This window comes from Sphingomonas sp. SP1, from assembly GCF_058313395.1.
The window spans coordinates 1,092,958-1,116,090 of record NZ_JBZFLC010000001.1 but is presented as its reverse complement, the minus strand read 5'-3'; the positions used below and the strand labels follow the sequence as shown (position 1 = coordinate 1,116,090).

Annotated in this window: 18 protein-coding genes; 9 read left to right on the top strand and 9 right to left on the bottom strand. The window is 64.6% G+C overall.

Annotated elements, in window-relative coordinates; genetic code table 11:
- Positions 1–71 precede the first annotated feature (71 nt).
- The 5 genes from AC4GYS_RS05660 to AC4GYS_RS05640 all read left to right on the top strand — a co-directional run bounded on the left by AC4GYS_RS05660 (position 72) and on the right by AC4GYS_RS05640 (position 4,958).
- Positions 72–833 (top strand): SDR family NAD(P)-dependent oxidoreductase, encoded by a 762-nt coding sequence (locus AC4GYS_RS05660; protein ID WP_491108118.1) that lies wholly within the window; start codon positions 72–74, stop codon positions 831–833.
- A complete protein-coding gene (locus AC4GYS_RS05655) occupies positions 830–1,639 on the top strand; it encodes an enoyl-CoA hydratase family protein (RefSeq protein ID WP_491108117.1) in 810 nt (269 codons plus the stop codon). Before AC4GYS_RS05660 ends, AC4GYS_RS05655 begins: the two co-directional genes overlap by 4 nt.
- Before the next feature lie 159 nt (positions 1,640–1,798).
- Positions 1,799–2,980 (top strand): acyl-CoA dehydrogenase family protein, encoded by a 1,182-nt coding sequence (locus tag AC4GYS_RS05650; protein ID WP_491108116.1) that lies wholly within the window; start codon positions 1,799–1,801, stop codon positions 2,978–2,980.
- Positions 2,980–3,372 (top strand): RidA family protein, encoded by a 393-nt coding sequence (locus AC4GYS_RS05645; protein ID WP_491108115.1) that lies wholly within the window; start codon positions 2,980–2,982, stop codon positions 3,370–3,372. The genes AC4GYS_RS05650 and AC4GYS_RS05645 overlap by 1 nt, the downstream gene beginning before the upstream one ends.
- A complete protein-coding gene (locus tag AC4GYS_RS05640) occupies positions 3,369–4,958 on the top strand; it encodes an AMP-binding protein (protein WP_491108114.1) in 1,590 nt (529 codons plus the stop codon). Before AC4GYS_RS05645 ends, AC4GYS_RS05640 begins: the two co-directional genes overlap by 4 nt.
- Here the strand turns inward: AC4GYS_RS05640 and AC4GYS_RS05635 are convergent, their stop codons facing one another.
- The 3 genes from AC4GYS_RS05635 to AC4GYS_RS05625 all read right to left on the bottom strand — a co-directional run bounded on the left by AC4GYS_RS05635 (position 4,959) and on the right by AC4GYS_RS05625 (position 9,842).
- Positions 4,959–7,049, bottom strand: a complete 2,091-nt coding sequence (locus AC4GYS_RS05635) for an ATP-binding protein (RefSeq protein ID WP_491108113.1) — start codon at positions 7,047–7,049, stop codon at positions 4,959–4,961. It lies immediately after the preceding gene.
- 208 nt (positions 7,050–7,257) lie between these two features.
- On the bottom strand, positions 7,258–9,390 hold the full coding sequence (gene scpA, locus AC4GYS_RS05630) for a methylmalonyl-CoA mutase (RefSeq protein WP_491108112.1): 2,133 nt from the start codon (positions 9,388–9,390) through the stop codon (positions 7,258–7,260).
- A gap of 56 nt (positions 9,391–9,446) precedes the next feature.
- Positions 9,447–9,842 (bottom strand): JAB domain-containing protein, encoded by a 396-nt coding sequence (locus AC4GYS_RS05625; RefSeq protein WP_491108111.1) that lies wholly within the window; start codon positions 9,840–9,842, stop codon positions 9,447–9,449.
- Between the two features lie 150 nt (positions 9,843–9,992).
- Between AC4GYS_RS05625 and AC4GYS_RS05620 the strand changes: the two genes are divergently transcribed.
- From AC4GYS_RS05620 to AC4GYS_RS05610, 3 genes are all read left to right on the top strand, one after another.
- A complete protein-coding gene (locus AC4GYS_RS05620; RefSeq protein ID WP_491108110.1) occupies positions 9,993–10,787 on the top strand; it encodes a thymidylate synthase in 795 nt (264 codons plus the stop codon).
- Positions 10,788–10,869: 82 nt separating this feature from the next.
- Positions 10,870–10,995 (top strand): entericidin A/B family lipoprotein, encoded by a 126-nt coding sequence (locus AC4GYS_RS05615; RefSeq protein WP_491108109.1) that lies wholly within the window; start codon positions 10,870–10,872, stop codon positions 10,993–10,995.
- A 42-nt stretch (positions 10,996–11,037) separates the two neighbouring features.
- Positions 11,038–11,178, top strand: a complete 141-nt coding sequence (locus AC4GYS_RS05610; RefSeq protein ID WP_491108108.1) for an entericidin A/B family lipoprotein — start codon at positions 11,038–11,040, stop codon at positions 11,176–11,178.
- A 110-nt stretch (positions 11,179–11,288) separates the two neighbouring features.
- Here the strand turns inward: AC4GYS_RS05610 and rpoC are convergent, their stop codons facing one another.
- Positions 11,289–15,563: a DNA-directed RNA polymerase subunit beta' gene (rpoC, locus tag AC4GYS_RS05605; RefSeq protein ID WP_491108107.1), complete on the bottom strand. Its 4,275-nt coding sequence runs from the start codon at positions 15,561–15,563 to the stop codon at positions 11,289–11,291.
- Positions 15,564–15,664: 101 nt separating this feature from the next.
- Positions 15,665–19,837, bottom strand: coding sequence for a DNA-directed RNA polymerase subunit beta (gene rpoB, locus AC4GYS_RS05600; protein WP_491108106.1), 4,173 nt, complete (start codon positions 19,835–19,837; stop codon positions 15,665–15,667).
- A gap of 388 nt (positions 19,838–20,225) precedes the next feature.
- Here rpoB and AC4GYS_RS05595 point away from each other — a divergent pair, with 388 nt between their 5' ends.
- Positions 20,226–21,047, top strand: coding sequence for a hypothetical protein (locus AC4GYS_RS05595; protein WP_491108105.1), 822 nt, complete (start codon positions 20,226–20,228; stop codon positions 21,045–21,047).
- A 25-nt stretch (positions 21,048–21,072) separates the two neighbouring features.
- Here the strand turns inward: AC4GYS_RS05595 and AC4GYS_RS05590 are convergent, their stop codons facing one another.
- From AC4GYS_RS05590 to rplJ, 4 genes are all read right to left on the bottom strand, one after another.
- The gene (locus AC4GYS_RS05590; protein ID WP_491108104.1) at positions 21,073–21,243 is read right to left on the bottom strand and encodes a hypothetical protein; all 171 of its coding nucleotides are present in this window, start codon (positions 21,241–21,243) and stop codon (positions 21,073–21,075) included.
- A gap of 52 nt (positions 21,244–21,295) precedes the next feature.
- Positions 21,296–22,102, bottom strand: a complete 807-nt coding sequence (locus AC4GYS_RS05585) for an acyl-CoA thioesterase (protein WP_491108103.1) — start codon at positions 22,100–22,102, stop codon at positions 21,296–21,298.
- Positions 22,103–22,198: 96 nt separating this feature from the next.
- A complete protein-coding gene (gene rplL, locus AC4GYS_RS05580; RefSeq protein ID WP_491108102.1) occupies positions 22,199–22,573 on the bottom strand; it encodes a 50S ribosomal protein L7/L12 in 375 nt (124 codons plus the stop codon).
- Positions 22,574–22,616: 43 nt separating this feature from the next.
- On the bottom strand, positions 22,617–23,132 hold the full coding sequence (gene rplJ, locus AC4GYS_RS05575) for a 50S ribosomal protein L10 (RefSeq protein ID WP_491108101.1): 516 nt from the start codon (positions 23,130–23,132) through the stop codon (positions 22,617–22,619).
- Position 23,133 lies beyond the last annotated feature (1 nt).

Here is a 23,133-nt window from a genome sequence, read left to right as displayed (position 1 = left end):
GGCATCTCCTCGGCGCGCCTGTTGCCACGCGATGCGGGGTCGGCCAAGCTCTTCGTCGGGAGGAATGTCGGATGGGCTGGGCTGGCGGAAAGCATGCGCTGATTACCGGTGGAGGTACCGGCATCGGTGCGGCTGCCGCCCGAGCGCTTGCGCAGGAGGGCGCCAGGGTCAGCCTGATCGGTCGCCGGGCGGAGCATCTGGGTCAGGTCGCGGACGAAATCGGCGGTGTCGCCGTCACTTGCGACGTGACCGACCGGGACGCGACCGAACGTGCCTTCGCCGATGCGCGGGCGGCGAACGGGCCGTTCGACTTCGTGATCCTGAACGCCGGCATCGGTGACAGTGCGCCATTCGTCCGCACCCCGCGTGAGACATGGGACCGGATTATCGCCACCAACCTGACCGCCCTGTTCGACGGGGCGCAACTCGCCTTGCCCGATCTGCTGGAAGGCAATGGAAAGCGGCTGGTGATCGTGGCGTCCGTCGCCGGCCTGCGGGGCGCAGCCTATGCCGCCCCCTATGTCGCGTCGAAGCATGGCGCTGTCGGCCTGACCAAAAGCCTGGCGCTGGAATATGCCAGGACCGGTTTGACGGTGAACGCCGTGTGCCCGGCCTTTGTCGACACGCCGATGGTGGACGACAGCGCCGCCAGGATCGCCCGGGTCACCCGGCGCAGCGAGGCGGAGGCGCGGCAAAGCCTGGCAGCATTGAATGCCAATGGCCGATTGGTCAGCGCGGCCGAGGTCGCGCACGCGATCCTGTATCTGTGCCATCCCGACGCGGGCTCCGTCACGGGCGCCTGCCTGACGGTCGATGGAGGCACCACGGCATGAGCGTGGACCCGCAAACGCTGGAGCCGACCCACTTCCTCTGGTCGTTCGCCGATGGGGTAGCGACAATCACCCTCAACCGGTCGGAGCGGAAGAATCCGCTGACGTTCGAAAGCTATGCCGAACTCAGGGACCTGTTCCGGGAACTCGAGCATACCGGCGCGGTTCGGACGGTCGTACTGACTGGGGCCGGAGGCAATTTCTGCTCCGGCGGGGACGTGCACGAAATCATCGGCCCGCTGACCCGGATGGACGAAGGCGGGTTGCTGAAATTCACCCGAATGACGGGCGATCTGGTAAAGGCGATGCGCGCCTGTCCGCAACCCATCATTGCCGCGGTGGAAGGGGTCTGCGCCGGCGCGGGCGCGATCCTGGCGATGGCCAGCGACCTGCGGATCGCCTCGCCCGAGGCCAGGACCGCCTTCCTGTTCACCCGGGTCGGACTGTCGGGCGCCGATATGGGGGCATGCGCGATCCTGCCCCGGATCATCGGTCATGGCCGGGCAGCCGAGCTCCTGTTCACCGGTCGGACCATGGACGCCGAAGAAGGCTTGCGCTGGGGCTTCTGGAACCGCCTGTCCGACGATGTCGCCACAGAAGCGGCGAAGCTTGCCGAATCGCTCGCGCGCGGACCGACGCGGGCCCATGCCGTGACGAAACGGCAGCTGGATGCCGAGTGGGATATGTCCATCGACGAGGCGATCGACGCCGAGGCGGAGGCGCAGGCCGAGTGCATGCAGACAAAGGACTTCCATCGGGCCTATCAGGCCTTCGCCGCCAAGCGGACGCCTGAGTTTCGCGGTGATTGACGCTGCTGTCCTACAACCAATGGCTTGGGCTAGGCTCCTCTCGATGAGCCACTCGCAAGCACTGCGGATGCTTCCTTGTTCCTGCGCGGCGACGCTTGCAGGAATGGCATTTCCGAATGCACGTGGGCGTTACCTTTGTCACCTTACTGCGCCCGCCCGATGACCGAACACTGCTTCCCGGCCGCAGTTTCGTCGGCACCAAGCGGCCACCTGGACTGGCCCTTCTATGAGCCACACCATCGTGAAGTGTGGGGTTGGGCCGACGACTGGTGCGCCGCCAACCCGCACATCGACCACTTGGATGTGGATGCCAGCTGCCGCACCTTGGTCCACGCTCTGGGTGAAACGCCGCTGCTGCAGCTGGCCGATCCCTACAGCGTGCTCGGCTATTCGATCCGCTCCATCGCCATCGTTCGCGAGCGGCTGGCCTTTCACTCCGGCCTTGCCGACTTCGCCTTTGCCATGCAGGGGCTAGGCCTCGGTCCTGTTATCGATCGCGGCAGTGACGAGCAGAAGCTGGATTGGGGTTCCCGGGTCGCTCGCGGCGATGCTATTGCCGCCTTTGCCCTGACGGAGCCCGAGGCTGGCTCCGACGCAGCCAACCTCCGCATGGAGGCAAGACAAGTCGACGGCGAGTGGCTGTTGTCAGGCGAGAAGAGCTATATCTCCAACGGCACCATTGCCGACTTCTTCACCGTCTTCGCCCGCACCGGTGGCGCGGGTCACGGCGGCCTGTCCTGCTTTCTTGTCCCCTCCGCCACGCCGGGCCTCAGCGTTGCCGAGCGGATCGAGGTGATCGCCCCGCACCCGCTCGCCCGCCTGCGTTTCGATGAGGTTCGCCTGCCGCTGGACGCGCTGGTTGGCGCTCCTGGAGACGGCTTTGCCATCGCCATGCGCACGCTCAATCGCTTTCGGGTCAGTGTCGGTGCCGCAGCCCTCGGGCTCGCCCGCCGCGCGTTGGCCGAGGCCTTGGGGTTCAGCCGCTCCCGCCGCCTCGGCTCCGGTACGCTGGCCGACAATGCCGTGACTCAAGCGAACCTGGCGGAAATGGCAACGATGATCGACGCGTCCGCCCTGCTTATCGCTCGGGCCGCTTGGGAACAGGATACCGAGCGCTACGCCAGCCAGCGGCGCACCGCCGCAATGGCCAAGCTCCACGCGACCGAAGCGGCGCAGAAGGTGATCGACATGGCGGTCCAGCTGCACGGCGGCCTTGGAGTCACCAAGGGCGCCAAGGTGGAGGAACTTTATCGGGAAATCCGGGCGTTGCGCATCTACGAGGGAGCCTCCGAGGTGCAGCGCCAGATCATCGCCCGGGACCTGTTGAAGGAGCAGCGCTGATGAAGGCCCTACTGCCGCCCGGCTGGCCGCGGCCCAAGGGCTACAGCAACGGCATGGCGGCGCGGGGGCGCGTGATTTTCACGGCCGGCGTGGTCGGCTGGGACACGGACGAGCGCTTCGGCAGCGACGCGCTCGCGGGGCAATTCGCCCAGGCGCTGCAGAACGTCCTGACGATCCTCGCCTGCGACGGGGCGGGGCCGCAAAACATCGCCCGGCTGACCTGCTATGTAACGAGCATCGAGGAATATCGCGCATCGCTTGCGGACATCGGCGCCGCCTGGAAGACGATCATCGGCGCACATTATCCAGCGATGGCGCTGGTCGAGGTCGTGCGACTGGTGGAACCCGCCGCCAAGATCGAGATCGAGGCAACGGCGGTCGTGCCCGAATGAGTTACGATCGCTTCGTTCGGGACCGGCTGCCCCCGTCCGAGCTGCTGCCCGAGTTCCGCTTCGACTTGCAGGAATTGCACTATCCCGAGCGATTGAACGCCGCCGTCGAATTGCTGAACGGCGGCGCGCCGGACGCGCTCGCGGTCCTCAACGAGCACGGACGGTGGACCTACGGCGAACTCGACGATTTCTCCGGGCGAATCGCCCGCCTGCTGGTCGAGGAGCATGGCCTGCAGCCCGGCAATCGAGTGCTTCTGCGAGGGCCGAACGGCTACACGCTGTTCGCCGCCTGGCTCGGTGTGCTGAAGGCGGGGGGCGTGGTCGTCGCCACCATGCCGCTCCTCCGTCCAGGCGAGATTGCGACGGTGATCGACAAGGCGGAGATCAGCCACGCGATCTGCGACAGCCGCTTTATCGGCGATCTTCGCGAAGCCGTGTCGCAGACCCGCTTCGTCAAGACCATCGTCAAATATGATGGCGACTACGGCCGGGGGGAGCTGGAAACCCGGACCCGTGAACTTGCGCCCCTGCCCCCGCATGACACGGCCAGCGACGACCCCGCCCTGATCGCCTTCACCAGCGGCACTACGGGAGCGCCGAAAGGCTGCGTCCACTTCCACCGCGATGTACTCGCGCCTTGCGACAGCTTCGCCAGCCACCTGATCGGCCTGAAGCCGGGCGACATCGTGCTGACCTCGGCCCCGATTGCATTCACCTTCGGGCTTGGAGCGACTTTGCTGTTCCCGCTGCGCGCCGGTGCCGCGACGGCAACGCTGGAGCAGGCAAGCCCACCGGCCATGCTGGAAGCAATCGCCCGGCACGGAGTTACGCACCTGGCCACCGCGCCGACCGCCTACAAGGCGATGCTGGCCCATCCCGGACTCGATCGCGCGCTCAACAGCTTGCGGGCCTGCATCTCCGCCGGAGAGCATCTTCCCAAGGCGACCTTCGAGGCGTGGGAGCAACGGACCGGCATCCGCATCATCGACGGCATCGGTTCGACCGAGCTGATGCACATCTTCATCTCCGCCAGTGGCGACGACATCCGCCCCGGTGCGACCGGCCGCGCAGTGCCGGGCTACACGGCCACCCTGCTCGACGCGCAAGGCGACGAGATCGCCGGCGAAGGTCCCGGCCGCCTCGCGATCAAGGGGCCGACCGGTTGCCGATACCTCGCCGACGAACGTCAGCGCGACTATGTCTGCAACGGCTGGAACGTCACGGGCGACACCTATCGCCGCGATGAGGACGGCTATTTCTGGTACCTGGCTCGCAGCGACGACATGATCGTCAGCTCCGGCTACAACATCGGCGCGCCCGAGGTGGAGAGTGCGCTGCTGGCGCACCCGGCCGTCGCCGAATGCGCCGTCATCGGCGTTCCCTGCGCGGAACGGGGGCAGAAGGTGAAGGCCTTCGTCGTGCTGGCCGACTTCGCGGAGCCAAGCGCCGAGCTGACCGAAAAGCTGCAGGCATTCGTCAAGGACAGCATTGCCCCCTACAAATATCCGCGCCTCATCGAGTTCGTGACTGCCCTTCCCAGGACCGCCACCGGCAAGCTTAGGCGCAGCGAATTGCGCGGCCGCTGATCACTCGAATTCGACGATGACCTGATCCACGCTGAGGCTTTCCCCCGCGCCCACCGGGGTGGCTTTTACGGTGGCGCTCTTCTCCGCGCGCAGGATGTTCTCCATCTTCATCGCTTCGACCACCGCGACGGGCTGCCCCGCCTCGACATGATCGCCGACCTTGACGTCCAGCCGGGTCAGCAGGCCGGGCATGGGCGCGATGAGGAACTTGGAAAGGTCCGGCGGGACCTTCTCGATCATGTGCCGGGCAAGCTCCGCGACCAGTGGCGTCATGACCGTAACCCGATGCGTCGCACCGCGGGTCGTCATCTTCCATGAGCGGCCGGCCTTGGCCACGAGGACAGTGCGCTGACGCGGGCCGATCCGGGCGCGGACAAGACGCTGTCCCGGTTCATAGTCGGCATCGAGCACCTGCGGATCGGCGCCATCCACGACCACCCGGTCGAGCTCGAAATGGACCCTGTGCTCGGCGCCGCCATCCAGCCGCACGACATGATCGTCGGGAACGGAGACCGGTCCGCTGAGCTGTCCATCGATCAACGAGGCGCGCCGCTCCTGCACCGCGCCGATGAAAGCGGCAATGGCGGCAAGGTCGGCGCTCAGCATCTCGTCGGTCGGAGCGCCGGTGAAGCCGTCGGGATATTCCTCGGCGATGAAGCCGGTGGTGAGATTGCCTTCCCGGAAGCGCGGGTGCTGCATCAGGGCGGAGAGGAAATCGACGTTGTGGCCGATGCCCTGGATGTCGAACGCGTCCAGCGCCTCGATCTGCGCGTCGATCGCAGCTTCGCGGGTCGGGGCCCAGGTAACGAGCTTGGCAATCATCGGGTCGTAGAACATCGACACCTCGCCGCCTTCGAACACGCCGTCGTCGATGCGAACGATTGGAGTGTCATTGCCGTCATTCCCGCGAAGGCGGGAATCCATCTCCTGATCTTGCTGAAGAGTCGATGCCTTGGGAGTTGGACCCCCGCCTTCGCGGGGGTGACGGGTAGGAAGTGGGGGCTGATAGCGAACCAACCTCCCCGTGCTCGGCAGGAAACCGCGATAGGGGTCTTCCGCGTAGACGCGGTTCTCTACCGACCACCCGTTCAGCTTGATGTCGTCCTGGGTGAAGGCGAGCTTCTCGCCGGCGGCGACGCGGATCATCTGCTCGACGAGATCGAGGCCGGTCACTTCCTCGGTCACCGGATGCTCCACCTGCAGTCGGGTGTTCATCTCGAGGAAGTAAAAGCTCTTGCCTGTCGGATCCTTGCCCGAGACGATCAGCTCGACCGTGCCGGCGGAATAGTAGCCCACCGCCCGCGCCAGCGCGACCGCCTGCTCCCCCATCGCCTTGCGCATTTCGGGCGTGACGAAGGGCGACGGCGCTTCCTCGACCACCTTCTGGTGGCGGCGCTGGATCGAGCATTCGCGTTCGCCCAGGTAAAGGATGTTGCCGTGCTGGTCGCCCAGCACCTGGATCTCGATGTGGCGCGGGTCCTCGATGAACTTCTCGATGAACACGCGGTCGTCGCCAAAACTGGCGAGCCCCTCGCGCTTGGTCGCCTCGAAGCCTTCGCGCACGTCCTTTTCGCTGTACGCCAGCCGCATCCCTTTGCCGCCGCCGCCGGCCGAAGCCTTCATCATCACCGGATAGCCGATGTCGGTCGCGATCTTTACCGCATTGTCGGTGGTCGCGATGTCGCCGAGATAGCCGGGCACGACGTTGACCCCCGCGTCGCGAGCCAGCTTCTTGGACTCGATCTTGTCGCCCATCGCCGCGATTGCGTTCGGCGGCGGGCCGATGAAGGCGATGCCGGCGTCCTTCAATGCTTCGGCGAAGCTGGTCCGCTCCGACAGGAAGCCGTAGCCGGGATGCACCGCCTCCGCGCCGGTCGCCCTGCACGCGTCGATGATTAACTCGGCCTTGAGGTAGCTCTCGCTCGCCGGCGCCGGCCCGAGCCGGACGCTTTCGTCCGCCATACGTACATGCGGCGCGCGAGCGTCGGCGTCGGAATAGACCGCCACGGTCTTGATGCCCATGCGCTTCGCCGTGCGGATCACGCGGCAGGCGATTTCCCCGCGATTGGCGATCAGGATCTTGGAGAACATTCTTATTCTTTCCAAAGGATACGGCCGGTGCAGTAGGCGTAGCTCACCAACCCGAGCAAGATGACCACCAGCCCTACAAGAAACTGAGCACCGCCGTCCCACAGATCATGCTTGGCGATCAACGTGGTAGAGAACCAACCAGCGACAAACGTTACGAAGCTCCAAGCGATAAGAAGCAGAATCGCGGCGAAGAGTCGCGCTAAGCCAATCACTCAGCCGCCTCATCCATCGGCGGCTTGTTGTGTCCGAGTAGGCGCAGCACTTCGTCGGCGGCGTCGGCGAGGTTGGTGCCGGGGCCGAAGATCGCCTGCACGCCCGCGGCGCGGAGCATGGCGTAGTCTTGGGGTGGGATGACGCCGCCGGCGACGACCTTGATGTCGGCTCGGCCCATTTCCTTGAGGGCGTCGATCAGTTCGGGGATGAGCGTCTTGTGCCCGGCCGCGAGGCTGGAGGCGCCGACCACGTCGACCTCGCTCTCAACCGCCAGCTCGGCCGCCTCGCGCGGGGTCTGGAACAGGGGGCCAGCGACGATCTCGAAGCCGAGGTCACCGAATGCGCTCGACACCAGGTTCGCGCCGCGGTCGTGGCCGTCCTGGCCCATCTTGGCGACCAGCATGCGCGGCTTGCGGCCCAGGCGGGAGGCGACGGCGACCGTGCCCTGCTTGGCCTCTTCCCAACGGAGGTCGGAACGCTTGCCGTAGATGCCGGAAACCGGCTCGGGCTTGGTGGCGTAGCGGCCGAAGGCGCGTTCCAACGCGTCGGAGATCTCGCCCAGCGAGCAGCGCACCCGCGCCGCTTCCACGGCGAGCGCGAGCAGGTTTTCACTACTGCGCGCACCCTGTTCAAGCGCCTCGAGCGCCGCGCGGGCCTGCGCGTCATTACGGCTGGAGCGCATGGCTTCCAATCGTGCAATCTGTCCGGCGCGGACCTTGGCATTGTCGACTTCGAGGATGTCGAGCTCAGGCTCGTTCTCCAGCCGGTAGCGGTTGACGCCGACGATGACCGTTTCGCCGGTATCGACCTTGGCCTGGCGCTCGGCGGCGGCTTCCTCGATGCGACGCTTCGGCAGGCCCTCGGCGACCGCCTTGGTCATCCCGCCGTGCGCTTCGACTTCCTGGATAAGGGTCCAAGCCCGCTCCTCCAGTTCGCGCGTGAGCGCTTCGACATACCATGACCCGCCGAGCGGATCGGCGACGGCGGTGACGCCGCTTTCCTCCGCCAGGATCAGCTGCGTGTTGCGGGCGATGCGAGCGGAGAAGTCGGTCGGCAGCGCGATGGCTTCGTCGAAGCTGTTGGTGTGCAGCGACTGGGTGCCACCGAGCACCGCGGCCAGCGCCTCGATCGTCGTCCGCACGATGTTGTTGTAGGGATCCTGCTCGGTCAGCGACACGCCGCTGGTCTGGCAGTGGGTGCGCAGCAACTTGGACTTCTCCGACTTGGCGCCGAGATCGGTCATGATCCGCGCCCACAGCGTGCGCGCGGCGCGCATCTTGGCGACCTCCATGAAGAGGTTCATGCCGATGCCCCAGAAGAAGCTGAGGCGCGGTGCGAAGGCGTCGATGTCGAGCCCGCTCTTCACCGCGGCGCGGACATACTCCATGCCGTCGGCCAGCGTGTAGGCCATCTCCTGCACCGCCGTCGCTCCGGCCTCGTGCATGTGGTAGCCCGAGATGGAGATGCTGTTGAACTTCGGCATCTCACGGCTCGTGAAAGCGATGATGTCGCTGACGATCCGCATCGAGGGTTCGGGCGGATAGATGTAGGTGTTGCGGACCGCGAACTCTTTGAGGATGTCGTTCTGGATGGTGCCCGAGAGCGCGGCTCGCGGCACGCCCTGCTCCTCGCCCGCGACGATGTAGAAGGCCATGATCGGCAGCACCGCGCCGTTCATGGTCATGCTGACGCTCATCTCGCCGAGCGGGATGCCGTCGAACAGCAGCTTCATGTCCTCGACGCTATCGATCGCGACGCCGGCCTTGCCGACATCGCCGGTAACGCGCGGATGGTCGCTGTCGTAGCCGCGGTGGGTGGCGAGGTCGAAGGCGACCGACAAGCCCTTTTGCCCGGCGGCGAGGTTGCGGCGGTAGAAGGCGTTGGATTCCTCGGCGGTGGAGAAGCCCGCATATTGGCGAATGGTCCACGGTCGCCCGGCGTACATCGTCGCATAGGGGCCGCGGGTATAGGGCGCGACGCCGGGATAGCCGCTGTCGATGTGCGCGGCGTCCTGTGGGCCGTAGACGGTTTTGAGGGTGATCCCTTCGGGCGTGGTGCGGCGAAGGTCGGCGCCACGCGCTTCTTTCGTGGCCAGGCTATGCCAGGCTTCGTACTTGTCGTCGGACATGAAGACCCCTCTACTCCCCGGGGTCGGCGGGTCCAGTGCAAACGATGTTGTCGAGCCTAAAGCATTCCCATTCGCCGCATGCTGCAGCATTGCTTTCCGGCAAAGATCATATGGTCCAGCAGCGTCACGTCCAGCGCTTCGGCGGCGGTGGCAAGGCGCCGGGTCGCGCGCGTGTCCGCAGCGCTCGGCCGCGGATCGCCCCCGGGATGGTTATGAGCGATCACCAGGCCGGCGGTGCCGTGCCGGGCCGCGTCCGCAATGATGGAACGAAGCGGCAGATCCACCATGGCGCTCGTGCCCTCGTAACGGGCAAGGTGGATGCATCGCGCGCCCTCATCGACATGGGCGACGAGCAGCACCTCGTCGCCCCCTGTCGGGAGGCACTTTTCGAAGAATGCCTGGGAGGCTTCGGCTCCCGCCAGGATTGCAGCAGATTCGGCACGCTGAAGCATGGGGGGCGGGTGACCCAGACCCCGTCGGGCGACAACAATGATTGAGTCCGATGCGGCGGGACCCCGCCGTGCCCCCAAGCAAAACTATATCCGTTTCGGACCAAACTCCCGCTCTCGCGTCCGGAGAGCGGCCCGGCTAAGCTCCGTCTTATGCAGCAGTATCATGAGTTGATGGCGCGAATCCTCGAGGAAGGGGTGGCGCAGCAGGATCGAACCGGAACCGGCACCCTGTCGATCTTCGGCGCCCAGATGCGTTTCGGCCTGGCTGATGGGTTCCCGCTGGTCACGACCAAGAAATTGCACCTCCGGTCGATCATCGTCGAGCTGCTGTGGTTTCTGCGCGGCGACACGAACGTGCGCTGGCTTCAGGACCAGAGGGTGAGCATCTGGGACGAATGGGCCGACGAACACGGCGACCTTGGTCCGGTCTACGGCCAGCAATGGCGCCACTGGCGAACGGCGGATGGACGCGAGATCGACCAGATCAAGGGGCTGGTCGACCTGATTCGGCGTGATCCCGCATCCCGGCGGCAAATCGTGACCGCGTGGAACCCGGGAGAAATCGAACAGATGGCGCTGGCCCCGTGCCACTGCCTGTTCCAGACCCAGGTCGCGGCCGGACGGCTGCACCTGCAGCTGTATCAGCGCAGCGCCGACTTTTTCCTGGGAGTGCCCTTCAACATCGCGAGTTATGCGCTGCTCACCCACATGCTCGCGCGCGAATGCGGTCTCCAGCCGGGCAGCTTCGTATGGACCGGTGGCGACGTCCATCTCTATTCGAACCATCTTGAACAGGCACGGCTGCAGCTGTCACGCGAGCCCAGGCCCTTGCCTCAATTGAAGATCAAGGATCGCGGCCAGGACCTGTTCGGCTACGAGCTGGAAGACTTCGAGGTGGCCGGCTACGAGCCCCATCCCCACATTCCTGCGCCCGTGGCGATCTGATCGGCTCGCAGAAAAAAATATTCGTTATGGCACCGTCTCGTCTAAGCCGCGTTTGTTCAGCCGTTAGACAGGAGAACGAACCATGCTTCGCAAGGTAATGACTCTGGCCCTGATCGGCAGTTCGCTGGCGATCGCGGCCTGCAACACGGTGCGCGGTGCTGCGGAAGACGTGAACTCGGCGGCCAACGCAGTCGACAACCAGTTGTAATCTGGGCCATGGGTCATTTCGGTTTTGCAACGGAGATGACCAATGGTTCGTAGGATTGTGACGGTGGCATTGATTGGCAGTTCGATGGCGATTGCCGCATGCAACACCGTCCGCGGTGTTGGCGCGGATATCACCACCGCTGCCAATTGCACCGAGAACACCATCCAGGGTGGTCGCTGCTAAAAATCACCACCTAGCCAAGCGAAAAGCCCCGCCGGAGTTCGCTCCAGCGGGGCTTTTTTATCGCCAGTCGCTAACCCTCCCCCTCCAACACGGAGGGGGAGTTTATAGCATTAATCTTGCAGGTAATCCCCAGCGTCGGCGTCGGAGCCGTGACCGCTGGTCACGACATCCGCCAAGGGATCTTCGCCCGTCCCAGCGGTGTCGTCACGGGTCGAACGGGCAAGCTCCGCCGCCCGCAATTCCTCCGCGGAATCCGGCGCGACCAGCGCTTCGGCCAGCTTGCGCTGAGCGGCGCGCAGCGAAGCGTCGCGGCTCGACGCCGCCACCCGCAAACGGTTCATTCCGGCACCCGTACCGGCCGGGATCAGGCGACCGACGATCACATTCTCCTTGAGGCCGTTCAGCGTGTCGATCTTGCCCTGGACAGAGGCCTCCGTGAGGACGCGCGTCGTTTCCTGGAAAGACGCCGCCGAGATGAAGCTGCGGGTCTGCAGCGACGCCTTGGTGATGCCCAGCAACACCGGCTTGCCCGACGCGGGACGCTGCCCCTTGCCAAGCTTGCTGTTGATCTCGTCCATCTCCTCGCGGTCGACCTGCTCACCCTTCAACAGCGTGGTGTCGCCGTCGTCGGTGATCTCGACCTTTTGCAGCATCTGCCGGACGATGACTTCGATGTGCTTGTCGTTGATCTTCACGCCCTGCAGTCGATAGACCTCCTGAATCTCGGACACGAGATACTCGGCCAGTGCGACGACACCCAGCGCCTCCAGGATATCGTGGGGATCGGGCGAACCGCCGACGAGGTTGTCGCCGCGCTTCACATAATCGCCCTCCTGCACGTCGATGACGCGCGACTTGGGCACCAATTCCTCGTGCGGATCCGAGCCGTCGTCCGGAACGATCGCGATCTTCCGCTTGGCCTTATAGTCCTTGAGGAACTGCACCCGGCCGGAAACGCGGGCGATGATCGCCTTGTCCTTGGGCGTGCGGGCCTCGAACAACTCGGCAACGCGCGGCAGACCACCGGTGATGTCACGCGTACGCGCGGCTTCCCGCGGCATGCGCGCCAGCACCTCGCCGGCCTCGACCTGCTGGCCGTCCTCGATCGCGACGATCGCGCCGGCCGCAAGGCGGTAAACGCCAGCCTCCGCAGCGTCCTGGCCAAGCAAAGTCAGACGGGGACGCAAATCCTCCTTCTTCGACTTGGCCATGTCCTCGGTCACCACGCGCTGCGCGATGCCCGTGGACTCGTCGGTCTGCTCGGTCATGGTCCGATTCTCGATGAGGTCCTGGAACTTCACCGTGCCGGCCTTTTCGGTGATCACCGGGCTGAAGCTGGGATCCCACTCGGCAATGCGATCGCCCTTGCTGACGATATGCCCGCTCTCGCACAACAGATGCGCACCGTACGGGACGCGGTGCGTGGACAGCTCGCGCCCGTCCATGTCGAGGATCGCGATCTCGCCCGAGCGCGACAGCGAGATGTGCCGTCCGCGGGGATCGGTGATGGTCGGCATGTCACGCAGTTCGACGGTACCGTCGACCGGCGCTTCGAGGTTCGACTGCTCGTTGAGCTGGGCCGCGCCGCCGATGTGGAACGTCCGCATCGTCAGCTGAGTGCCCGGCTCACCGATCGACTGAGCCGCGATGACACCGACTGCCTCCCCGATGTTGACCGGCGTACCGCGGGCAAGATCACGCCCGTAGCACTTGCCGCACACGCCCTGACGGCTTGCGCAGACCAGCGGCGAGCGGATCTTGATCCCCTGCACGCCGGCAGCCTCGAGCTTGGCGACCATCGGCTCGTCGAGCAGCACGCCCTCGCCGACCAATGTCTCGCCGGTCTTGGCGTCCACCACGTCTTCCGCCGTGGTCCGGCCAAGCACGCGGTCGGAAAGCGACGCGATCACCGCGCCGCCCTGGACAATGGCGCGCATCTCCAGCGCCTGGTCGGTCCCGCAATCCTCTTCGATGATCACCGCGTCCTGCGACACGTCGACCAGCCGGCGCGTCAGGTACCCCGAGTTCGCCGTCTTCAATGCCGTGTCGGCCAGGCCCTTACGGGCGCCGTGGGTCGAGTTGAAGTATTCAAGGACGGTCAGACCCTCCTTGAAGTTCGAGATGATCGGCGTTTCGATGATCTCGCCCGACGGCTTGGCCATCAGGCCGCGCATGCCGGCGAGCTGCTTGATCTGCGCCTGGCTGCCACGGGCGCCCGAGTGCGCCATCATATAGATGGAATTCACCGGCTTCTCGCGCCCATCCTCGCCCTTCGGCGTGGCGGAGATTTCCTTCATCATCTCCTGCGCCACGCGGTCGCCGCAACGCGACCAGGCGTCGATCACCTTGTTGTACTTTTCCTGCTGGGTGATCAGGCCGTCCTGATACTGCTGCTCATAGTCCTTCACCAGCGCGCGGGTTTCCTCGACGAGGTCCTCCTTCGACGCCGGGATGACCATGTCGTCCTTGCCGAAGCTGATGCCGGCACGGAATGCGTGGCGGAAGCCGAGCGCCATGATGCCGTCGGCAAACAGGACGGTCTCCTTCTGGCCCGTGTGGCGATAGACTTCGTCGATCACGTCGCCGATGTCCTTCTTCGTCAGCAGCCGGTTGACGGTTTCGAACGGCACCTTGTGGCTCTTCGGAAGAGTTTCGCCGAGCAGCATTCGGCCAGGGGTGGTCTCGAAGCGCTTCATGTAGGTCTTGCCCGCTTCGTCGGTCTGCGGGACCCGGCTGATGATCTTCGAGTGCAGGGTCACGGCTCCGGCCGCGATCGCCTGGTGCACTTCCGCCATGTCGGCGAGCAGCATGCCCTGGCCGGGCTCACCCTCCTTCTCCATCGACAGGTAATAGAGACCAAGCACCATGTCCTGCGACGGAACGATGATCGGCTTGCCGTTGGCGGGGCTGAGAATGTTGTTGGTGGACATCATCAGCACGCGCGCTTCCAGCTGCGCCTCGAGGCTCAGCGGAACGTGCACGGCCATCTGGTCGCCGTCGAAGTCGGCGTTGAACGCAGCGCAGACCAGCGGGTGAAGCTGGATCGCCTTGCCCTCGATCAGCACCGGCTCGAACGCCTGGATGCCCAGACGGTGAAGCGTCGGCGCGCGGTTCAGAAGCACGGGATGCTCGCGGATCACCTCGTCGAGGATGTCCCAGACTTCCTTGCGCTCCTTTTCGACCCACTTCTTCGCCTGCTTCAGGGTCATGGAGAGACCCTTGGCATCGAGGCGCGAGTAGATGAACGGCTTGAAGAGCTCGAGCGCCATCTTCTTCGGCAGGCCGCACTGGTGAAGCTTGAGCTCCGGACCAGTGACGATGACCGACCGGCCCGAATAGTCGACGCGCTTGCCGAGCAGATTCTGGCGGAAGCGGCCCTGCTTGCCCTTGAGCATGTCGCTCAGCGACTTGAGCGGACGCTTGTTGGCGCCGGTAATCGTGCGGCCCCGGCGGCCGTTGTCGAACAGCGCATCAACGGCTTCCTGCAGCATGCGCTTTTCGTTGCGGACGATGATGTCCGGCGCGCGCAGCTCCATCAGCCGCTTCAGGCGATTGTTGCGGTTGATGACGCGACGATACAGATCGTTGAGATCCGACGTCGCGAAGCGACCGCCGTCCAGCGGCACGAGGGGGCGCAATTCGGGCGGGATGACCGGAACGACGTCCAGGATCATCCACTCCGGACGGTTACCGGATTCCAGGAAGCTCTCGACGACCTTGAGGCGCTTGATGATCTTCTTGGGCTTCAATTCGGACTTGGTGACCGCAAGCTCCTCGAGCAGAACCTTGCGCTCGCCCTCGAGATCGAGATCCATCAGCATGATCTTGACGGCTTCGGCGCCGATCCCGGCCGAGAAGGCGTCCTCGCCATACTCGTCCTGCGCGCTCAGCAGCTCGTCTTCGGTCAGCAACTGATACTTCTCAAGCGGGGTCAGACCCGGCTCGATCACCACATAGCTCTCGAAGTACAGGATGCGCTCGAGCTGCTTCAGCTGCATGTCGAGCAGAAGGCCGATGCGGCTCGGCAGCGACTTCAGGAACCAGATGTGGGCGACGGGCGCGGCCAGCTCGATGTGGCCCATGCGCTCACGGCGGACCTTCGACACGGTCACTTCCACGCCGCACTTTTCGCAGACGATGCCCTTGTACTTCATCCGCTTGTACTTGCCGCACAGGCATTCGTAGTCCTTAATCGGACCGAAGATGCGGGCGCAGAACAGGCCGTCACGCTCCGGCTTGAACGTGCGGTAGTTGATCGTCTCCGGCTTCTTGATCTCGCCAAAGGACCAGCTGCGGATCTTGTCCGGGCTCGCGATGCCGATCTTGATCTGGTCGAAGGTCTCCGGCTTGGCCACCGGGTTCGCGAAATTGGTCAGCTCGTTCATCTTTTCTCGTCCTCACTCCCCTCGCAACACCGGAGGGGCTGGGGTGAAATCTCTCGTCAGGCGTTGCCCCTCCCCACCGGTGGAGAGGGGCATCGGCTCGATTATTCGGCAGCCAGGGCGGGCGGCTCGTCGTCGAGGTTGTCGACGCTGTCGAGCTCCACGTTGAGGCCCAGCGACCGCATTTCCTTGACCAGCACGTTGAAGCTTTCCGGAATGCCGGCCTCGAACGTGTCGTCGCCCTTGACGATCGCCTCATAGACCTTGGTCCGGCCGATCACGTCGTCGGACTTCACCGTCAGCATTTCCTGCAACGTGTAGGCGGCGCCGTAGGCCTGGAGCGCCCAGACCTCCATTTCGCCGAAGCGCTGGCCCCCGAACTGCGCCTTACCGCCCAGCGGCTGCTGGGTGACGAGGCTGTACGGCCCGATCGAACGCGCGTGGATCTTGTCGTCGACCAGGTGGTGCAGCTTCAGCATGTAGATGTAGCCGACGGTCACCTTGCGATCGAACGGCTCGCCGGTGCGGCCATCGAACAGGGTGACCTGGCCCGACGCGTCGAGCCCGGCCTTTTCCAGCATGAACGCGACGTCCGGCTCACGTGCGCCGTCGAACACCGGCGTGCCCATCGGCAGGCCGCCGACGAGGTTCTGCGCCAACTCATGCACACCCGCGTCGTCACGCTCGTCGATCGCAGAGGCGTATTGCTCGCCATACATGTCCTTCAGCTTGGCGCGCATTGCCTGCGCATCCTTGCCGGCGAACTCGGCACCGCGATGATGCATGTCCTCCAGCATTTCCCCGATCTGCTTGCCAAGACCGCGAGCGGCCCAGCCAAGGTGCGTTTCGAAGATCTGCCCGACGTTCATGCGCGACGGCACGCCAAGCGGGTTCAGGACGATGTCGGCATGGGTCCCGTCCTCGAGGAACGGCATGTCCTCGATCGGCAGGATCCGCGAGATGACGCCCTTGTTGCCGTGACGGCCGGCCATCTTGTCGCCCGGCTGCAGCTTGCGCTTCACCGCCACGAACACCTTGACCATCTTGAGCACGCCCGGCGGCAGCTCGTCGCCGGCTTCCAGCTTCTGGACGCGGTCCTCGAACTTGCGCGTGATGACACCCGCAGCTTCGTCGTACTGTGCCTTCAGTGCCTCGATGTCGGCCTGGCGGCTGTCGTCCTTGACGGCGATCTTCCACCAGTCGTGCTTTTCCGCCGCTTCCAGCGTCTCGGCGTCGAGCGTCGCGCCCTTCTTGATGCCCTTGGGCACAGCGGTCGCCACCTGGCCGAGCAGCATTTCCTTAAGACGCGCGAAGGTCGCACGGTTGAGGATCGAACGCTCGGACTCGGCGTCGAGGCGCAGGCGGTCCTTTTCCTCCGTCTGGATGGCGCGGGTGCGATCGTCGATGTCGATGCCGTGGCGGTTGAAGACGCGCACGTCCACGATCGTGCCCGTGACGCCCGGCGGCAGGCGGAGCGAGGTATCACGCACGTCGCTGGCCTTTTCGCCGAAGATGGCGCGAAGGAGCTTTTCCTCCGGCGTCATCGGGCTTTCGCCCTTGGGCGTGATCTTGCCGACCAGAATGTCGCCCGGCTCGACCTCGGCGCCGATATAGACGATGCCCGCCTCGTCGAGGTTGCGCAGGGCTTCCTCGCCGACGTTCGGAATGTCCCGGGTGATGTCCTCCGGCCCAAGCTTGGTGTCGCGGGCCATGACCTCGAACTCCTCGATGTGAATCGAGGTGAACACGTCGTCCTTCACGATCCGCTCGGAGATCAGGATCGAGTCTTCGTAGTTGTAGCCATTCCACGGCATGAACGCGACGAGCACGTTGCGGCCGAGCGCCAGCTCACCGAACTGGGTCGAGGGACCGTCGGCGATGATCTCGCCCGCTTCCACCGTGTCGCCGACCTTCACCAGCGGACGCTGGTTGATGCACGTCGACTGGTTGGAGCGCTGGAACTTCATCAGAGTGTAGATGTCGACGCCCGACTCACCCGGACGAAGCTCGCTGGTCACGCGAATGACGATACGGGTTGCGTCGACCTGATCGACCACGCCGGCCCGGCGCGCGCCGATCGCCGCACCGGAATCGCGCGCGACCGTCTCTTCCATGCCGGTGCCGACCAGCGGAGCGTCCGCCTGGATCAGCGGAACGGCCTGACGCTGCATGTTCGAGCCCATCAGCGCGCGGTTCGCGTCGTCGTTCTCCAGGAACGGGATCAGCGAGGCCGCGACCGAAACGAGCTGCTTCGGGCTGACGTCCATCAGCGTGATCTGTTCGCGCGGAGCGATCAGGAAGTCGCCCGCCCGGCGCGAGGAGATGATCTCTTCGGCGAAGCTGCCGTCCTCGTTCAGCTCGGCGTTGGCCTGCGCAATGGTATGCTTGGCCTCTTCCATTGCCGACAGGTAGACGACCTCGTCGGTGACCTTGCCGTCGATCACCTTCCGATACGGGGTCTCGATGAAGCCGTACTTGTTGACCCGGCTGAAGCTGGCGAGCGAGTTGATAAGGCCGATGTTCGGGCCTTCCGGCGTTTCGATCGGGCAGATCCGGCCATAGTGGGTCGGGTGGACATCGCGGACTTCGAAGCCCGCACGCTCACGGGTCAGACCACCCGGCCCGAGCGCCGACACGCGGCGCTTGTGGGTCACTTCCGACAGCGGGTTGGTCTGGTCCATGAACTGCGACAGCTGCGAGGAGCCGAAGAACTCACGCACCGCAGCAACGGCCGGCTTGGCGTTGATGAGGTCGTTGGGCATGACGGTCGAGACGTCGACCGAGCTCATCCGCTCCTTCACCGCGCGCTCCATGCGGAGCAGGCCGACGCGATACTGGTTTTCCAGCAGCTCGCCGACCGAGCGGACCCGGCGGTTGGCGAGATTGTCGATGTCGTCGATATCGCCCTTGCCGTCCTTGAGGTTCACCAGCTCCTTGACGACAGCGAGGATGTCCTCGCGGCGGAGCGTCGTGACCGTGTCCTCGACGTCGAGGCCCAGGCGCATGTTGAGCTTGACCCGACCCACGGCCGACAGGTCGTAGCGCTCCGGGTCGAAGAACAGGCCGTAGAACAGCGCGTCCGCCGTCTCACGCGTCGGCGGCTCGCCGGGGCGCATGACGCGGTAGATGTCGGACAGGGCCTGGTCACCGTCCTCGGCCTTGTCGGCCTTGAGCGTGTTGCGGATCCAGGGACCGGTGTTGACGTAATCGATGTCGAGCAGCTCGAGTCGGTCAACGCCGGCCTTGTCGAGCTTTTCGAGGTTCTCGGCGGTGATCTCGTCACCGGCCTCGACGTAGATTTCGCCGGTCGACTCATTGATGAGGTCGAAAGCCGAGAAGCGGCCGAAGATTTCCTCGGTCGGGATGATGAGGTTCTGCAAGCCTTCCTTACCGGCCTGGTTGGCGCGGCGCGGAGTGATCTTTTCGTTGGCCTTGAACACCACTTCGCCGCTGTCGGCGTTGGCAATGTCGAACTGCGGCTTCTGCCCGCGCCACTGTTCGGCGACGTAGGGGATCTGCCAGCCGTTCGGTCCACGAACGTAGGCGACCGTATTGTAGAACTCGGCCAGGATGTCCTCGCTGGTCAGGCCCAGCGCGTGCAGCAGCGCGGTGACCGGCAGCTTGCGCTTGCGATCGATGCGGACGTTGACGATGTCCTTGGCGTCAAACTCGAAGTCCAGCCAGCTGCCGCGATACGGAATGACGCGGGCGGCGAACAGATACTTGCCCGACGCGTGGGTCTTGCCACGGTCATGGTCGAACAGCACACCCGGCGACCGGTGCATCTGCGACACGATCACGCGCTCGGTGCCGTTGATGATGAAGGTGCCGTTCCACGTCATGAGCGGCATGTCGCCCATGTACACGTCCTGCTCCTTGATATCGATGACCGACTTGGCTTCGGTATCCGGATCGATCTCGAACGAGGTCAGGCGCAGGGTGACGCGCATCGGCGCGGCATAGGTCAGCCCGCGCTGGCGGCACTCTTCGGTGTCGAACTTCGGGTCCTCGAGGACATAATGGTCGAAGTCGAGATGGGCGGTGCCGGCGAAATCCTGGATCGGGAACACCGAACGCAGGGTCTTTTCCAGGCCCGAGACATAACCGGTGGCGGGGTCGGAGCGGAGGAACTGCTCATACGACTCCCGCTGAACCTCGATAAGGTTCGGCATGTCGCTGATCTCGTGGATGTTGCCGAAGATCTTGCGGATGCGGCGCTGCTTGGTGAAGCGGCCCGAGGAGGTGTTGTTGGGAGCGTCGATCGCCTTGGTGGCCATGGTTCTTCCTGCGCTTCGGACGCACGGCATGGCCGCGAGCCCTGATCAAAGTCGGCGCGGTTCCTGGGAGTTCCTCACCATACGTGCAGGCCGATGCGCGTTTTCGGCCCGTGTCCCGGTGAGGACAGGAAAAGCCCCGGGCGCACGAAAGCGTGCGGCGGAGCCGTTATGTGTTGGATGAACTCCATATACGCCGCCCTGTAGGAATTGGAAGGGGGCGCGAGATCAATTTATCAGCGCGTGGTTTCGCGCTCCGACGGGCAATTTTGAGGGAAGGCGCGCTGAGTCGCCAATCCCTCCAATCTCCCATTCCCTCCCAGCCGCGGCGCAATTTTGCGGATAATCTCCGTTTAAGGTAAAGTTCGGCGGAGCTTACGGGGGTAACGCCATGCCATTTCGTCACGCCCACTGGTGGATTCTGGGCAGTTTCCCGCTTGCCGCCCTGGCGTTCTGGCCAAACTATCTGTCGGCTTTCGGTACCAGTCCCTGGTCCTACCACCTGCACGGCGCAACCGCGTCCCTGTGGCTGGTCCTGCTGGCATCACAAAGCTGGACCATTCACCACCAACATCGCGCCTTTCATCGCTCCGCTGGGCTCGTCAGTTTCGTCCTGTTTCCCTTGTTTCTTGCAGGCGGCGCCGCGATTTTCGTCGTGATGGCGCAACGCTTTGTGGAAGGCGCGTCGCCTTTTTATCAGCTTTACCCGCCTCGTCTTGCCTGGCTCGACTTCGTCGCGATCGGTGGGCTCGCCTGGTTCTACTTCCAGGCTCTGCGTTTTCGCCACAACGTCGGTCGCCACTCAAGCTGTCTGCTTGCCACTGCGATCTTCCTGTTGCCGCCCATGCTCGGCCGACTTGCGCCCCTGGCGATGGGCCTCGACCCGTCGATGCCGGATTTCTTCGAGCGGCTTCACGCGGGGTTTCATTGGGGCAACATCGCGACCGCCGCGATCGCTTTCCTGCTCGCCTGGCGAAGCGGCCGGAACGGGAAGCCGTTTGCGATCGCCGGGTTGCTGGTCCTGCTTTCCAGCGCCTTGTTCGAGGTTCCCGGAGGCACTCGTGCCTGGTGGTCGGTTTATCCGGTTTTCGCGAGCCTCCCCACTGCTGCCCTCGCTCTCGCCGCCGGACTGATGGGCGCGATAGTGGGCTGGGCGGGCTGGACCGCGGGCAAGCGAGCCGGCACGTCGCCCACCGGCACGCTCCCGGTATGAGGACCGAGAACGCTACGAGGGAACGCTAGGCCCCTTCCCTGTCTATTGTCCTAGCCGGTGCCGCGTCGGAGCCGTCAGTTCCAGCCTTGGCGTCGCTGTCGCCCTGCTCCGCGATATCGAGGGCGGGTGCCGTCTCGACCATGCCGTGGAGCGTGCCGCCGTGTAGCCCAAGTTCTTTCATCAATCCGTCGATCATCGGCACCTGCGCGCGGTAGGCCAAGGCAAGCGAAACCGGTCAAAGCGCTGGGTCAGCGTGGGTCGCGGTAATAGACCAGTTGGTGACTGGTCGCGAGAAGCTGGCCATTGGGGCTCCACAGCTCGGCCGACTGATCGTGAAAACCGCGATCGAAGATGCGGCTGTCGGCAACACCAAGCAATGGTTGGCATCCGAGCTCAGCAAGATCGTCTTGAGTGGCATGGAAGAATACGGTCAGCGTGACCGTCCCGAAGGGCAGCATCTGGCGCCTGAGATGGATGATGCGTCCGAAGAAGACGTCGCACAGCGCCGTGAGACTGATATGGTCAAGCGACCGGGGCGGATCGTCGGCGATCCACAGGACGGATCGAAGCCGACCAGGCTCCTGCCCCGTCTCCAGCGGACCGTGCCCAAAGCGCATGTCGTAGCGCTCGGTCCATCCGGGGCCGACCGGTGGGAATCGCTCCAGTTGTTCGCGGGGTTGCGCGTCCGGCGGCAGCGAGGCGAGATGCCCGAAGGTGTCCGGTCTGGTCGCTGTCAGGGCGGTCGCCGTGGTGACCACCTGACCGTCCTGGCTCATGATCATCGACCAATGCTGCGTCGATCCACCGGTCCGCACGGGCATCGCCTCGATCAGCATCTCGCCGCGCGCGACGGGTGCACAGAAATTGACGGTGAGTGCAACTGGCTGGCCTCGCCGCTCCGAATGATCGAGCACAGCCCGCATCATCAGCGCGGCAACGATGCCGCCGAACGGTCCCACCATATTCCAGTATGCATCATCTGACCGCGCGCGGAACAAGTTGACGCCGGCCGGCTCCAACCGGGTGGCAATATCGAACGGGTGAGGGTCGGCCATTGAGGGACCTCTGACTTGGCGCGGGTCCGGAGGGCAAGAAAAAAGGGCGGTCCCGAAGGACCGCCCTTTCCTATTGCAGTGTAGGAAACCGAGTGCTTACTTGAGCTCGACGGTGCCGCCGGCTTCCTCGATCTGCTTCTTGATCTTCTCGGCTTCGTCCTTGCCGATGCCCTCCTTGAGAGCCTTCGGAGCGCCTTCGACCAGCGCCTTGGCTTCGCCCAGACCCAGGCCGGTGATGGCTCGGACTTCCTTGATGACGTTAATCTTCTTGCCACCGTCGCCGGTGAGGATCACGTCGAACTCGGTCTTTTCCTCAGCGGCCGGAGCAGCGGCGCCACCGGCGGCCGGAGCGGCGGCAACGGCGGCAGCGGCCGAAACGCCCCACTTTTCTTCGAGGGCCTTGGCCAGCTCAGCGGCTTCGAGGACGGTGAGCGCCGACAGCTGGTCGACGATGTTGTTGATGTCAGCCATTTGAAAAACTCCAGATCAGAAAGAGAGAGATAATTTTGCGCGCTTAGGCAGCGTCTGCTGCGGCGTAAGCGCCGAAGACCCGTGCCAGCATCGCGCCCGGCTCGTTGATGGTCCGCGCGATCTTGGATGCCGGAGCCTGAATCAGGCCGATCATCTTCGCACGAAGCTCATCAAGGCTGGGCAGCTCGGCCAGCGCCTTGATCCCATCGACGTCGAGGACAGTGTCGCCCATCGCCCCACCCAGGATCTCGAACCGATCCGTGGTCTTGGCGAAATCGACCGCAACCTTGGCGGCTGCGACCGGGTCAGGCGAGGTGGCCAGCGCGGTTGGGCCCTTCAGCAGTTCGCCGAGGGGCTGGTAGCGCGTGCCGTCCAGCGCGATGAGAGCAAGCCGGTTCTTCGCAACCTTGAACTGCGCCCCGGCGTCGCGCATCCGCAGGCGGAGATCGGTCGACTGGGCGACCGACAGACCGAGATTACGGGTGATCACCACCACGCTGGTCTCGGAAAACACCTGCTTCAGCTCGGCAACCAGATCCGCTTTTTCATTGCGATCCATG